Source organism: Pseudomonas sp. FFPRI_1, from assembly GCF_055384485.1.
This window is the reverse complement of the sequence record NZ_AP029168.1, coordinates 442,094-457,005: the sequence shown is the minus strand read 5'-3', so window position 1 is coordinate 457,005 and position 14,912 is coordinate 442,094. Positions and strand designations below refer to the sequence as shown.

Genomic DNA, 14,912 nt, shown 5'->3' with positions numbered 1-14,912 from the left:
TAAGGAATGGCTGCACTCCGTAATGTACAAAACGGCTGAGTGGGAAGGGCTGGTTAAGAGTTCAATAGCACTCGATAGCCTGCGCCAAGCAAATGAAAAAAATTTAGCCGCAAGTACCACAGGGCTGAAGTCCTTTTACCTCTCAGGAGGATGGTAGGCATGTCGAAATCCGAAGCACAGACTCGTGCCGACCTGATCGACCAGCAGCTCGCCTTGTCAGGTTGGAACGTCAACGACCCTACGCAAGTCATCGAAGAGTTCGACATTTTGACCGCGTTGCCCGAAGGCGTAGCCGAAGTGCGAACACCATACGGAGGCCATCAGTTCAGCGATTACGTCTTGCTGGGTAAAGACCGCAAGCCATTGGCTGTAATCGAGGCAAAAAAAACCAGCCGGGATGCTGCCATAGGCCGTGAACAAGCAAAACAATATTGCTACAACATCCAGAAACAGTTGAGTGGTGAGCTGCCGTTCTGCTTCTATACCAATGGTCAATCGACTTACTTCTGGGATCTTGAGAACGCCCCGCCGCGTAAGGTCATGGGTTTTCCTACCCGGGAGGATCTTGAGCGCCTAGCCTATATCCGCCGCAACCGCAAACCGCTGACGCAGGAGCTTATTAACACTTCGATCGCCGGCCGTGGTTACCAGATACGTGCGATTCGTTCGGTGCTGGAAGGTATCGAGCAGAAAAAACGTGATTTCCTGCTAGTTATGGCCACCGGCACAGGTAAAACTCGGACCTGCATCGCCCTGATTGATACGCTGATGCGCGCTGGTCATGCAGAAAAGGTGTTGTTTCTCGTCGACCGCATTGCCCTACGTGATCAAGCACTGTCGGCGTTCAAAGAGCACATGCCCAACGAGCCGCGCTGGCCAAACGTGGGCGAAATGCTCATCGCCAAAGACCGCCGCGTGTACGTTGCTACCTACCCGACGATGCTAAACGTCATTCGAGACGATGTACAACGCCTGTCACCGCACTTCTTTGATTTCATTATCGTCGATGAGAGCCACCGCTCTATCTATAATACATTCGGCGAAGTGCTCAATTACTTCAAAACTATCACGTTGGGATTAACAGCCACACCGACCGATATCGTCGATCACAACACCTTCCAGCTTTTCCATTGCGAAGACGGCCTACCGACCTTCGCCTATACCTTCGAGGAGGCCGTCAACAACGTGCCTCCTTATCTCTGCAACTTCCAGGTCATGAAGATACAGACCAAGTTCCAAATGGAGGGTATCAGCAAGCGTACTATTTCGCTTGAAGACCAGAAGAGGCTGATTCTGCAAGGCAAAGAGGTTGAAGAAATCAACTTTGAAGGCTCGCAGCTCGAAAGGCAGGTGATCAACAAGGGTACCAATACCCTGATCGTTCGTGAGTTCATGGAAGAGGCCATCAAGGATGCAAACGGTGTGCTACCTGGAAAGACGATCTTCTTCTGCGCCACCAAGGCTCACGCCCGGCGGATCGAAGAGATCTTCGACAGGCTCTATCCGCAGTACCACGGCGAACTGGCTAAGGTGCTAGTGTCGGATGACCCGCGTGTTTATGGCAAAGGCGGCTTGCTCGACCAATTCACCAACAACGACATGCCTCGCATTGCCATCAGTGTGGACATGCTCGACACTGGCATCGATGTGCGCGAAATCGTCAACCTCGTCTTCGCCAAACCGGTTTATTCCTATACCAAGTTCTGGCAAATGGTGGGGCGAGGTACGCGCTTGCTGGAAACCAGTAAACCCAAGCCTTGGTGCCCCGAGAAAAATGTGTTCTTGATTCTCGATTGCTGGGACAACTTCGAATACTTCAAGCTCAACCCCAAGGGTAAAGAACTCAAGTCACAGTTGCCGCTCCCTGTGCGGCTGGTTGGCCTGCGGCTCGATAAAATCGAGAAAGCAAATGACAGTGGCCACGCTGATATAGCCGCCCGCGAAATAACCAAACTCCGCCTGCAGCTTGCCGCGCTGCCCCAAACATCCGTCGTCATCAAAGAAGCTGCCGCTACACTGGCGCGTCTCGAAGAGGATAGTTTCTGGATTAGCCTCAACCACGACCGGTTAGAGTTCCTGCGCACCGAAATTAAACCGTTATTCCGTACCGTCTCCGAGGCCGACTTTAAGGCCATGCGTTTCGAGCGCGATACGTTGGAATACACGCTAGCCGTGCTTAACGAAGACAAGGCCCAAGCTGAAACGATCAAGACGGGCATTGTTGAACAGATCAGCGAGCTGCCGCTGTCGGTCAGCTTTGTTAAACAGGAAGAAGCACTGATCCGCACGTCGCAAACCAGCCACTACTGGGTCAAGGCCGATGAAGATTCCTTCGATGCACTGGTGGCCAAGCTCGGTCCACTGATGAAATTCCGCGAGCAAAGCAGTGGGCAGGATCAAACGCATCTAGACCTGGCCGACGAGTTGTACAAAAAGGAATGGGTGGAGTTCGGCCCGCAGCACGAAGCTGTGAGCATCACTCGCTATCGCGAAATGGTCGAGGCCTTGATTACCGAGCTGACTGAGCACAACCCTGTGCTTCAAAAAATCAAAGGCGGTGAGATGGTCCGTGCCGATGAGGCTAGTGAACTTGCCGGGCTACTACATGAAGAGCACCCGCATATCACGGAAGACTTATTGCGCCAGGTTTACAAGAACCGCAAGGCCCACTTCATCCAGTTCATTCGCCATATTCTAGGCATTGAAATGCTGAAAAGCTTCCCGGACGAAGTCAGCGCCGCGTTTGACCAGTTCATTCGCGCCCACACCACCCTCAGCAGCCACCAACTGGAGTTTCTCAATCTGCTGAAAAACTTCATTGTCGAGCGCGAGAAGGTGGAAAAGAAAGACCTGATCAACGCCCCCTTCACCGTCCTTCACCCGCAAGGCATCCGTGGTGTGTTCAGTCCGGCAGAAATCAACGAAATCTTGCAGCTGACCGAACGGTTGGCTGCCTAAAAGCACAGGCAATCTCATGCTACAAAACAACCCCGAACTCAAAAGTAAAATCGATCAGCTCTGGAACAAATTCTGGAGCGGTGGCATCAGCAACCCGCTCACCGCCATCGAGCAGATCACTTATCTGCTGTTCATGAAACGACTGGATGAGTTGGATCAGAAAAAAAAGGCAGATGCCGAATGGACGGATGAACAATACACATCAAAGTTTGAAGGGGTCTGGGTACCGCCGGAGTACAGAACCAAGCTAAGTGGTCTTGAAAGCGCAAAAGAGCTGGTTGATATACTCGCGCTTGATCGAAGCCGGTACGGTATTACCAAACAGACCTTGCGATGGAGTGAGTTCACGCACTTACAAGCTGAGGAAATGCTTCCGCATGTGCAGGGCAAGGTATTTCCTTTCCTCAAGGATTTGAATGGATCGGAATCCAACTTCACACATCATATGAAAAATGCGGTTTTTATCATCCCCAAGCCGGCCTTGCTGGTGGAGGCGGTAAAGACAATTGATGAAATTTTCGAAGTGATGGAGCGGGACTCTCGGGAGAAAGGCCAAGCATTTCAGGATATTCAAGGCGACGTTTACGAGTTTTTGCTCTCGGAAATTGCCACTGCAGGTAAGAATGGCCAGTTCCGCACCCCGCGCCACATCATCAAGCTGATGACCGATCTCGTGCAGCCACAACTGGGCCACAAAATTGCAGACCCAGCCTGTGGCTCTGGCGGCTTCTTGCTCGGCGCTTACCAATACATTGTCACCCAGCTTGCCATGAAGGTAGACACCAACAACCTCACATCCGATGAAGACGGTTTCGTCCGCACCTCAGTCGCCGCCGCGCTTACAGAAAAAGCTCAGGTCATCTTGCAGGAGTCGCTCTGGGGATACGACATCGACAGTACCATGGTGCGCCTCGGTCTGATGAACCTAATGATGCACGGCATCGATGAGCCACATATCGACTACAAGGACACGCTCAGCAAGAGTTTCACCGAAGAGTCCGAATACGACGTCGTGATGGCCAACCCGCCCTTCACCGGCAGCATTGATAAAGGCGATATAAATGAAGACCTGCAACTGGCCACTACCAAGACCGAGTTGCTCTTTGTCGAGAATATCTACCGCCTGCTCAAGAAAGGGGGCACCGCCTGCGTGATCGTACCGCAAGGTGTGCTTTTTGGCTCCGGCGGCGCTTTCAAAACCCTGCGCCAATTACTGATTGAGCGTTGCGACCTGAAAGCCGTCATCACCTTGCCAAGTGGCGTGTTTAAGCCCTATGCCGGGGTCAGCACCGCCATTTTGCTATTCACCAAGGTTTGGGGGCCGAAAGACAAGGTTACCCAACCGGCCACCGAACATGTTTGGTTCTACGAAATGGCCGCAGATGGCTATAGCCTGGACGACAAACGCAGCAAACAAGAAGGCTATGGCGACTTACAAGACATTCTTGCCAAGTACAGGGCCCGCGATGCTGCCACCGACATAGACCGTACGGCGAAATGGTTCATGGTGCCACGTACCGAGATCGCTGATGAAAAGAACAATTACGATCTCTCGCTATCCCGCTACAAAACAGATGTGTTCAAAGAAGTACATTACGACACACCGATTACGATTCTGGATCAGCTTATTCACGCTGAGGTAGGCGATGTGGATGATGTGGGATTGACTATAGTAAAAAGTGGCATTGTGCGTGAGCTGCTGGAACTGAAGGGGATGATTGAATGAGCTCCTTCAAAACTCTTCGGGATATCATCATATTCAAAGGCGGTGGCACACCGTCAAAAGCAATAGACGAATACTGGAGTGGCAAAATACCGTGGGCAACTGTTAAAGACTTTACATCGATAGCACTCAAATCTACACAAGATGCTATTACGGAGTCGGGCCTAAAAAATAGCTCTGCGAATCTGATTACTCGTGGACACGTGATCATTCCAACACGTATGGCTCTCGGAAAAGCCGCCATCAATGTCATTGATCTTGCGATTAATCAAGACTTGCGGGCTCTAATCCCAAAGGTCCCTCTGGATGCAAACTATCTATTACATGCAGTCTTGTCACTAAAGGAAGCCATCGTACGCAAGGGCTCAGGTGCTACAGTCAAGGGCATAACTCAGGATGAGCTATACAACCTCGAGATCTTCTTTCCTCCTATAGGTGACCAAGTTCGCATAGCCCATGTACTCGGCAAAGTAGAATGGCTGATCGCCCAGCGCAAACAACACCTTCAACAGCTAGACGACCTACTCAAAAGCGTCTTTCAAGGGATGTTTGGCGACCCGGTACAAAATGAGAAAGGGTGGGATATTCAGCATTGCGAAAAAGTAGTGTTAGATATTTCTTCAGGAACCAGCTACGGCGGAGATGAAAGACCATTTTCGAGCGCAGAAGAAATTGGTGTATTGAAGATTAGCGCAGTAACAAAAGGGACTTTCGACCCAACAGAGTTTAAGGTTGTCAATCGAGCTCAAGTTACGAAGGCGCTTCGATTTGTTAAGCGTGGTGATTTTCTATTTAGTCGCGCGAATACATTCGAGCTTGTCGCTGCATGCTGTATTGTTCCACAAGACTATACACGTTTATTTCTGCCTGACAAGTTATGGGTATTGACTCTCAATTCTCAATTGATAAATTCGCAGTTTTTTAATTACCTACTGAAAAATAAACGCTATCGAGATTCCGTAAGGAGCTTGGCGAGCGGCGGCCACGATTCAATGCTCAATATCTCGATGAAAAAATTTATGACGCTTGATATTCCATGCCCTCCTATCGATATACAAGACAGATTCGCTGCTATCGTGGAAAAGGTCATAGATATCAAATCTCGTTACCAGCAAAGCCTATCCGATCTGGAAACCCTCTACGGCGCACTGAGTCAGCGGGCATTTAAGGGGGAGTTAGACTTGTCGCGCGTGCCCTTGCCGCGCATAGAATCTGAGGGAGAAAACGCCGTGGTAACAGGACCAGTGCAACTGCACACTGAAGAAAACGTTGTTTTTAACCTACCCAACATCGACAACCTGTTAGATGCTCTGGAGAACGCAGAAGCGCGGAAGGGATTGATCACAAAGTGGCTGGAAGCCTATCGCAGCCAATTGGGCACCACGCCGTTTTCGGCGTCACACTTTATAGCGGCTGCACAAGCTCACCTAGCGATCCTGCATCCTGATAATGATATCGAACTGAAAGCCAACGACTACGAGTACATCAAGACCTGGGCTTTCGAGGCGATCGCGCAGGGCAAATTGAAACAGACCTTTGATGACGCCGACAACCGCGTTCAGCTCAAGGCCGTGCAAATATGAAACTGCTGCGCCTCCAGATCAACGACCCGGTAGGTTTTCGTAGCCTGCCCTGTGGTTTTGAGCATCACTTTCGCAGTGAATGGAACTTGCTGGAAGAACTGGCCCAGCCTGAAGAGTTTGCGCCCTTCATTTGTGCAGGGCCGAATGGCAGCGGTAAGTCCAATTTGCTTGAAGCACTGGCTGAGATTTTTTTTCAACTCGAAATACTGCGAGTACGTCGGAGCTTTTTGCCGGAAGTATTACAAAACGCCGATCAAAACCTCTTGCCCGTGGCATTTGAGTTGGAATATCTAATTCGAATACCGACTGAATATATTCAACCCGATGGCCCGGTGTGGGCCAAGGTAAAGGTGTGGAAAATACCCGGCGAATCTGTTCGCCTTCAGTGGGAGAACCAGAGCGACTTCGATACGGATGCTTACGAAGCATTCAAAGGTGGCCACGCTGACATCCTTTTGCCCCAATACGTGCTTGGTTATTCGTCGGGCGAGAACGAAATTCTTAGCTTGCCATTCTTCAAACTAGGCTTCGTTCAGTTCGATGAATACTGGAACGCGCTGACTCGGCAGATGAGCTACCCCGGGCATCCGGAAACTCGGATGGCCTACCTCGACAACAGCTTCAGTCAGGCAATCCTACTGTGTAATCTGCTGTTCCAAGACGACGCAACACTTCAACCTTTCCGAAAAGACGTCGGCATCGACACACTGAGGGAGTTTCGCGTCATCCTACGGCGCAGTATTCCAATAAACCCCACTCAGCTAGAAGCTTTTGACGAAGCTAGCGATGATCAACAACAAGAACGAGCAAACAGAATTCGTGCGGAAAAACCAAACGCGACAGATTCTGAGCGCCAAGATTTGATTCGTCATGAAATTGTCAAAAATAACGCAGCGCTGCGCATCGAAACTGACGAGCATGGTTCAAACCGTTACCTCTTAAATTTAATGCAACTCCTTGAAGGTGATGAAAAGTCTTCTCTGGCGGTAAGTGCGCTGAAGCGCTGCGCCACATTGCACTACTTAGATGAAACAACTGATACCCTGGTTCTCGACTACTGGGTGAATGAGGCTACAAAAGAGGCATTTCGCAAAAATTTCGATGGTTCTCCGCTGGCCCTGTTCCAGGCGTTTCAGGTCTTGTTGACACTCAATCTTTATGCCGTGAGCGACGGACTCAAAGCTGACTTGTACCGTTCTACCAGTCACTACGCTAGTGAAACGGTGCCGACGCTCGCGTCTGACGAACGTGTTATGCGTTTCAAACATTTCTACTTCACAAAGCAAGGCGTGACCAAACCGATGTTGCTCAAGGAGTTGTCGGACGGCGAGCATCAATTACTGCATAGCCTTGGCCTTTGCCTACTGTTTCGCAACACCAATAGCCTTTTTTTGCTGGATGAACCGGAAACTCATTTCAACCCAGCATGGCGAGCGAGTTTTATCAGTCGTTTGCGCAGCTGCTTACAAGGACAAGCTGGAACGAGCCAGGAGATGCTGATCACTACGCATTCGCCTTTCCTGATTTCGGATAGCAAGCCGGACAAAGTACTGGTGTTCGACAAGAGCACAGAAACTGGGACTGTTAGCATTACCAACCCTGACTACAACACACTGGGTGCATCAATCAACAAGATTACTATGACGACCTTCGGTAAGCGCGAAACTATAGGTGGCCATGCCCAATCTTTGCTTGAAGGGTTACGGGCGCGCTTTGAGCGGGGCGAAGATGTTTCGACGCTGGTAGTTGAGCTCGATCGTGAGCTGGGTGATTCTGTGGAAAAGGTGCTATTGGTCAATGCCATGCTCGGCAGCACCCAGAACGACTAAGGGGACATAGCTGATGTTATTTGCGTATACCTATGTACCGCACCAGTTGGAAAAGATGCAGGAATTCATCGACTACATTTTTTTTGAGGTATGGTGTAATGCACCTATCGGTTTAACGTTCCACCCCAATCTTTTTGTGGGCAAGCCCGAGCTTCAAGATGTAATGTCAGAATTTGGCTTCTCGGCAAAAGCGCCCGAGCGTGGAAAGATATTTTATAAAGATGTAAAAGCAATTTATGAGGATTTCGCATCATTATCAGCGAACAAGATAGATCAATTAAAAGAGTTTTATCGGGGCAACAACGATCTGGAAAAGGTCTGTGCCAATGATCCAGCTGCACAATTAGCGCGATACGCTGACATTACCGCGACCCACCCTGTACTCAGCAAGCATTTAGCAGAGTTCTTCAAAGATCTTTATTCACAATCATTGCTGGGACTTGCCGCGCTCAAGTCGAAAATTGGCAGCATAGACGAACATTACAAGGCTTTTACAACTACAAACAAATCTGGTAAATGCCCGTATTGTGGCATTAGTAGGCTTCTGGGTAGAGACAATACCCGACGTGAGGCCTATGACCATTATCTGCCCAAGGCTATTTACCCATTCAACTCGATCAATTTCAAAAACCTAATTCCAACTTGCTATCACTGCAATAGCAGTTACAAGGGCAGTAAGGATCCTGCATATACACCGAAGGATACCGCAGGCGCAGTAAGTCGCCGAAAAATTTTCTATCCATTTTCAACTGAGAAATACAGAATTGAACTTCGTATATTACTCGGGCATGGTGACATTGAAAACTTAGCTTTCGAAGATATCAAACTTAGCTTCGGACCACCAGAACTTGCCGAACAGATCGATACTTGGAAAGACGTTTATGGAATCGAGGAACGGTACCGTGCAGAGTTGTGCAGCGAGGATGCGAAGGATTGGCTTGAGCAAGTATTCACGGCAAAACGCTTACATATTGAGACAGAAGGGGTAAAAGGTAGTCTGCTAGAGGACTTTTTGGAGGAGGTCGCCTGTCATGCCTCTAACTCTCCTTACACCAACTCGAATTTCTTGAAGCACGGCTTTCTGGAGGCTTGCAAAGCGGTTGGTATTTTCAATGCCGTAGTAAAGGCAAATATTGCTTAAAAACCTCTCAGGCGAGAGGTGCACACATTCGACAAAAAATCGCCACAAATTTGCCACACTCGCCCCGCTATCTGGGGCGCAAGCGCGCTAACACTAGCTATCACAACCCTTTGATTTCCCGGCTAATCCGCGCTAACGTATTGATTCTAAACGTCGACTTTTAGGACTCCGAAGGCAGGGGTCGTGGGTTCGAATCCCGCCGGGTGCACCAGCTCTGATGAAAAAGCCCCAGGCCGAATGGCCCGGGGCTTTTTTGTGGGCCATGCATTCGGGGCGCAGCCAGCGCCGGGCGAAATCCCCCCGTGGGACGCTGGGCCTGGGGGGCACAACTTGCTACATTCGCGGCCCCGGACAGGAGGTCTCGATGCTGCGCCATCCCTCGCACACCCCACCCTTTGAGCCAGGCCTGCGCAACTGGGTCGACTGGTTCATGAGCGATGACTTGTCCCCGGCCCTGGATGCCGAGCTGAGTCGCTACAACCCCGATGATCCCCAGGACCGCGAATACCTGATTCGCCAGTACGGGCTGACACGCCGTGGTCCCCGGGAAAACTTCCGCTATCGCCAGCGCATGGTGGACGTTCTGCAAGCGGCGCTGGATGACCCGGACTACGACTTCGAACAGGTCTGGGAACCCCTCGAAGATGACTACGACTACGAGCAGTGGCCTGCTGGCTGGCCGGCGGTGCTCAACGACAGCCGGGACTTCTTCCAACGCATGCTCAGCGCGGCCCGGGAACTGTGGCACGCGGACCTGACGCGCGCGCAGTTGCCTTCGTTGGCCGAATGCCGGGCCATTGCGCCCCGGGCTCTGGGCTCTCACGACTGGCTGTTCAACATCGACAACACCGAGGCCTGGAAGGCGGTCTTCGATCTGGCGGCCACGCCCTATGACCTGGATACCCTCGGGCCGCATTTCCAGGGCGAGCAACTGCACCTGCACTTGAGTGGCGCCTTGCCGCGCCAGCCCCTGCCCGCCCTCTGGCCCACCAGCCAGGCCCTGACCCACTGCCGCTTCACGCTCAACATCGGTGGCATCAGCGAACTGGCGGTTGGCGGCACGCGCTTCGACGGGCGCATGCGCACCCAGCTCACTCGCCTGAGCCCCGGGTATTACCTGCGCCTGGAAATCGGCTTCGACTGCGTGATCGAATGCGTGGCGCTGTCTGTCAGCATTGCTGATGTCCAAGGCACACGAGAGGATGCCCGCTGATGAAAAGCAACTTTGAAGAGGCCCTGGAGCGCCAGGAAATACCCCAGTTCTTTCGCGGCCAGGGCCAGTACCTGACCCGGGATGGCGACTGGGACGAGCACCTTTACTGCATCAACTGGCCGGGAGTCTTCGCCTACCTGCGGGACCACGCCGACGGAGCCCAGCAACTGAGCGCGAGCTTCGAGCTCTACGCGTACAGCGTCGAGGAGAACCTCGAGGATTGCTTCGGCCTGCGGGAAAACCTGTTCTGCTACTACTCGACCCGGGCACACTGGGCGCCCGACAGCGCCGACCTGCTGGCGCAGTTGCCGCAGCGATGCCGGCAGCGGATCGTGCAGCGCCTGAGCTGGTACCGCTGGCAAGTGGAAAACCACGCCCGGCTGCTGCCGGAGCGGGCCCGGCGCATGGCCGCCGATGGCGCCGCCCCCGAGTTCATCGACCTGCCCGCCTTCCCCTACCCGTGAACGCACCAGCCGCCGGGATTACGCATCCTCGGCGGCTTCGGGGTCCGGCTCGGCCTGATCGGTATCGGCCGGCGACGCTTGTTCAGCGTCGTCCTCATTCTCTTCCAGGCCAAAGTCCTTGCGACTTTCCTTGATGGCCTGGCGCAGTTCCGCGCCCTTGATCGGGCAGTTCAACATTGCCGCTATGCGGTCGATGCGGGGTGCCATGACCGGCCTCTCACTTTCTGGTAACTGGCCTGATAGTGCGCGTTTTCCGCAGCGACAGCCAATCCTTGCGTCTCATGGACGACGCAAGTCTTGCAGGCGCGCGTCCAGATCCTCCTGTGGATAGGCTTTATGCAACTGCAGCAGCAACTCGGCGGCCTCACGGCTCTGGCCACCCTCCCACAGATGCAATACCACCTGCAGTTGCTCATCCAGTCGCTTGATCCTCTGGGGCTTGACCGAGGCCGACATGCGCTTGGCCAGCGTGTTCGACTCTGCCCAGTCGGAAGCCTGCGTAGAAGACCGTACATCGCTGAACGCTTCCATCTGCGGCGCCGCGGCGAAACTGCCGACAGGTGCCGCCGGAACCACCGGGGCTGGAGCGGCAGGCGCCGGGGCGCTCAGTGCCCCGGCCTGTTCGGCGGCACGTGGCGCCGCCTGGCGGGCCTTGGGCGCAGCCGGCGCCGGAGCGGGCTCTGGAGCAAAGGCCTGTTGTGGGTAGTGTTCCGGGGAAGGTCGCAGCACACCTATGACCAGCGCCACGCCAAACAGGCTGGCAACGGCCAACTGGTAGCGCGGCCGCTGGCAGGCTTGCACCCAGCGCTGCCAGAGGCTGGGCCTGGGCTCCGGCGCCGCACGACGCGCAGCGGCCAGGATCATCGCATCGAGATGGGCCGGCGGCTCCTGGCCGCTGTGTTGGCGAACATGCGCCAGCATCTGCTCTTCAGGGGACGGGGTCTGTCGGGCGTCAGTCATGTGAGTACCTCCTCGGCCAGGAGCCGACGCAGTTTTTTCAGCGCATAACGGAAACGGCTTTTCACCGTTTCCAGGGGAGCCTGGGTCAGGCTGGCAATCTCTGGCAACTCCAGGTCGCCGTGGGCCCGCAGCAGAAAGACTTCACGCTGGTCGTCGGGCAAATCCTGCAGGGCCGCCTCGATCCGCTGCTGGTCGCGGCACAGGCTCAGTTGCTGTTCCGGACCGGGAGTGTGGTCGGCTTCGCCGTGCAGTTGTTCGTCGTAGCTGTCGTGCAGCGGGTTGCGCTGGCCGTGCTTGCGCCAGTGGTCGATCAGCCGGTTGCGGGCAATCTGGTACAGCCAGGTACGAAAGCTGGCCCGGCCCTGGGGCTGGCTGGTACTGCGGATCAGGCTGAGCCAGGTTTCCTGGTAGACCTCCTCCGCCAGCTCGGCCTTGCCGCACAAGCCCAGCACAAAGCGATACAGGCCCTGGCGATGGCGCTGGTAGAGCACCTCGAAGGCCGCAGGTTCCCCGGCGCGGTAACGCGCCAGCAGCGCTTCATCGCTGCTGGCGTCGCGGGCTGAATGGGCAGCAGACATAGGGCCCAGGAACTCCTGTTCACTGCTCGTCATGAGCTTATTCAAAGCGGCTCTGCACAACTTCAGTACCCGCCGCCCGAACCGCTGCCTGGGCATTGGGTTCGTGAGTTTGCAGGCTTTGCGCCAGCTCCACCAGCTGTATGAACTCGCCGCGCAGGCCGAAAGGATCATCACCCTTGGCGCTGCGGGCCAGCTTGGCGGTCTCTGCCAGGCCGAAGTCGGCAGTGTAGCGACCGTCCTTGAGTTGCTGGGAGAACGCGGCCACCGCGGCGGCAAAGCGCAGGTCGTTACTGGCCTGTGCCAGCGTTGCCGGCTGCTGGGCCGTGATCGGCCGCTCGATCAAGCGGCTGCTACCGCCTTGCGGCGCCTTGTAGCGCAGCCGCAACATGGCCAGCTCAGCCTTCCGGGCGTTCTGCTCAGGGGCCTTGGCCGAGCCGTAGCGCAGCGGTTCCAACCAGCCCTTCTCACCCGCCGGGACAATTTCATACAAGGCGGTGACGGTATGGCCGGCGCCGATCTCTCCGGCATCGACCTTGTCGTTGCTGAAGTCCTCACGCTTGAGGGCACGGTTCTCGTAACCCAGCAGGCGGTATTCGCTGACCTGGGCCGGGTTGAACTCCACCTGCAGCTTCACGTCCCTGGCCACCACCGCCAGGGTTGAGCTGAGCTGGTCCACCAGCACCTTGCGCGCCTCGCGCAGGTTGTCGATGTAGGCGTAGTTGCCATCGCCGGCATCTGCCAGTTGCTCCATCAGGTGCTCGTTGTAGTTATCCACGCCAAAACCCAGGGTGGTCAGGGACACACCGCTCTTGCGCTTCTGGGCGGCCATGGCCCTGAGGCTGTCGAAGTCACTGATGCCGACGTTGAAGTCGCCGTCGGTGGCCAGCAGGATGCGGTTGATGCCCTTGTCGATGAAACCTTGCTGGGCCATCTGGTAGGCCAGTTGAATCCCCGAGGCCCCCGCCGTGGAGCCGCCGGCGGTGAGCTGGTCGATGGCGGTGCGGATCTTCGCCTTGTCGCGTCCGGAGGTAGGCTCCAATACTACTCGCGACTCACCGGCGTAGACCACCAGCGACACCCGGTCCTGGTCCCGCAGTTGGTCCACCAGCAGCTTGAGGGTGCTCTTCACCAGGGGCAGGCCCTCGCGACGGTCCATGGAGCCGGATACGTCCACCAGGAACACCAGGTTGGCCGGGGCCAACTGCGCCACCGCCTGGTCCGAAGCCTTGATGCCGATACGCAACAGGCGGGTGTGAGGGTTCCATGGCGACGGCGCCAGTTCGGTGGTCACGCCGAACGGCGAACCGTCGCTGGGCAGGGCGTAGTCATAGGGGAAGTAGTTGACCATTTCCTCCAGGCGCACCGCGCCCTCGGGCGGCAGGCTGCCCTGGTTGAGCAGGCGGCGGACGTTGGCGTAGGCACCGGTATCGACGTCGGCACTGAAGGTGGAGACCGGGGTTTGGGCAACGCTGTGGATCGGGTTGTCCGCCAGCGTCTGATACTGCTCCCGAGGTTGCTCGCGATAGCCGGCCAGCATCGATTCCCGGGCGACCGTCGGCGCCGGCATCGGGGCAGACAGGGAAACAGTCCGCAGGCCGCGCTTGGCCATCGCCACATCCGCATGCTGCACCTCGTACTGGACAGGTGCTGCAGGCTGCAGCGCGCCCTGGGCCGAGGCGGCCTCGGTGGGCTCAGGCTTGGACGACACACCACAGCCAGCGACAGCCAGCAGCAGGCCGGTGGCAAAACCCTGGGCGGCCGGGCGAAGGAAATGCAGGGGAAGGGACATGGGGGGCTGACCTCGGGAAGAAATGATCCATTCCCTCCCTCAGACGAAGCCCCCGGGCGATTCGGGTTAAGCCCCGTAAAAAAATAATTACCTAGCGCGAATAACGGCGCACCACACTGCTGTTACGCAGCACATGGCCGTTGATCTTCTCCAGCAACTGGGCCCGGGTCAGCCCGGCGGGCAGCACTTCGGGCGCCAGGTCCAGGGCATAGATCTGGATAATGTAGTGATGGGCGCTGTCGCCCACGGGCGGGCATGGCCCCATGTAGGCCGTACCGTTACGGCTGTTGAGACCGGCCAGGCCTTCCAGGTTCGGCTTGGTGCCAGCCCCGGCGGGAAGCTGCCGGGTAGTGGGCTTGATGCCGTAATGCACCCAGTGATCCACGCCCTGGCCCTTGGCCCCATCCGGGTCGTGCATGACGATGGCGTAGCTCAAGGTGCCGGTAGGCCCCGCGGTCCAACTCAAGGCCGGGGAATTGTTATGCCCGCCGCAGCCCTTGGCATCACTGGCATTGCCGGTGGTGAACAGCCGGTCATCCGACACCCCGGGAATGTTCAGGGTGAAACGCTCCTGTGCCTGCACCGGAAACTGCAGGCACAACAGCACGGCACCAGCGGCCAGCCAAGTATTGCGAGAGGCAAAGCGAGACATACGAAAGCACCTTTTTGCGGAT

General features: G+C 55.4%; 12 protein-coding genes. 7 read left to right on the top strand and 5 right to left on the bottom strand.

The annotated features are described in order from the left end of the window. The first annotated feature begins 159 nt into the window (after positions 1–159). The 7 genes from ACZ5BO_RS02005 to ACZ5BO_RS01975 all read left to right on the top strand — a co-directional run bounded on the left by ACZ5BO_RS02005 (position 160) and on the right by ACZ5BO_RS01975 (position 10,911). Positions 160–2,958, top strand: coding sequence for a type I restriction endonuclease subunit R (locus ACZ5BO_RS02005; protein WP_464697978.1), 2,799 nt, complete (start codon positions 160–162; stop codon positions 2,956–2,958). Positions 2,959–2,974: 16 nt separating this feature from the next. Further along, positions 2,975–4,684, top strand: coding sequence for a type I restriction-modification system subunit M (locus ACZ5BO_RS02000; protein ID WP_464697976.1), 1,710 nt, complete (start codon positions 2,975–2,977; stop codon positions 4,682–4,684). Further along, entirely contained in the window at positions 4,681–6,264 is a 1,584-nt protein-coding gene (locus ACZ5BO_RS01995; protein ID WP_464697974.1) for a restriction endonuclease subunit S, read from the top strand. Before ACZ5BO_RS02000 ends, ACZ5BO_RS01995 begins: the two co-directional genes overlap by 4 nt. Continuing rightward, complete coding sequence (locus ACZ5BO_RS01990; RefSeq protein WP_130138303.1) at positions 6,261–8,093, top strand: restriction system-associated AAA family ATPase; 1,833 nt, start codon at positions 6,261–6,263, stop codon at positions 8,091–8,093. The genes ACZ5BO_RS01995 and ACZ5BO_RS01990 overlap by 4 nt, the downstream gene beginning before the upstream one ends. A 13-nt stretch (positions 8,094–8,106) precedes the next feature. Beyond that, a complete protein-coding gene (locus ACZ5BO_RS01985; RefSeq protein ID WP_464697972.1) occupies positions 8,107–9,234 on the top strand; it encodes an HNH endonuclease in 1,128 nt (375 codons plus the stop codon). A 364-nt stretch (positions 9,235–9,598) separates the two neighbouring features. After that, positions 9,599–10,447 (top strand): hypothetical protein, encoded by an 849-nt coding sequence (locus ACZ5BO_RS01980; protein ID WP_025128580.1) that lies wholly within the window; start codon positions 9,599–9,601, stop codon positions 10,445–10,447. Beyond that, on the top strand, positions 10,447–10,911 hold the full coding sequence (locus ACZ5BO_RS01975) for a hypothetical protein (RefSeq protein ID WP_025128581.1): 465 nt from the start codon (positions 10,447–10,449) through the stop codon (positions 10,909–10,911). Before ACZ5BO_RS01980 ends, ACZ5BO_RS01975 begins: the two co-directional genes overlap by 1 nt. An 18-nt stretch (positions 10,912–10,929) precedes the next feature. Here the strand turns inward: ACZ5BO_RS01975 and ACZ5BO_RS01970 are convergent, their stop codons facing one another. From ACZ5BO_RS01970 to ACZ5BO_RS01950, 5 genes are all read right to left on the bottom strand, one after another. Continuing rightward, on the bottom strand, positions 10,930–11,118 hold the full coding sequence (locus ACZ5BO_RS01970; RefSeq protein ID WP_025128582.1) for a hypothetical protein: 189 nt from the start codon (positions 11,116–11,118) through the stop codon (positions 10,930–10,932). A 72-nt stretch (positions 11,119–11,190) separates the two neighbouring features. Continuing rightward, on the bottom strand, positions 11,191–11,871 hold the full coding sequence (locus tag ACZ5BO_RS01965) for a hypothetical protein (protein WP_464697970.1): 681 nt from the start codon (positions 11,869–11,871) through the stop codon (positions 11,191–11,193). Then, on the bottom strand, positions 11,868–12,449 hold the full coding sequence (locus ACZ5BO_RS01960; RefSeq protein ID WP_464701172.1) for an RNA polymerase sigma factor: 582 nt from the start codon (positions 12,447–12,449) through the stop codon (positions 11,868–11,870). The genes ACZ5BO_RS01965 and ACZ5BO_RS01960 overlap by 4 nt, the downstream gene beginning before the upstream one ends. 37 nt (positions 12,450–12,486) lie before the next feature. After that, positions 12,487–14,238: a vWA domain-containing protein gene (locus ACZ5BO_RS01955; RefSeq protein ID WP_464697968.1), complete on the bottom strand. Its 1,752-nt coding sequence runs from the start codon at positions 14,236–14,238 to the stop codon at positions 12,487–12,489. A 91-nt stretch (positions 14,239–14,329) separates the two neighbouring features. Beyond that, positions 14,330–14,890 (bottom strand): YbhB/YbcL family Raf kinase inhibitor-like protein, encoded by a 561-nt coding sequence (locus ACZ5BO_RS01950; protein WP_025128586.1) that lies wholly within the window; start codon positions 14,888–14,890, stop codon positions 14,330–14,332. Positions 14,891–14,912 lie beyond the last annotated feature (22 nt).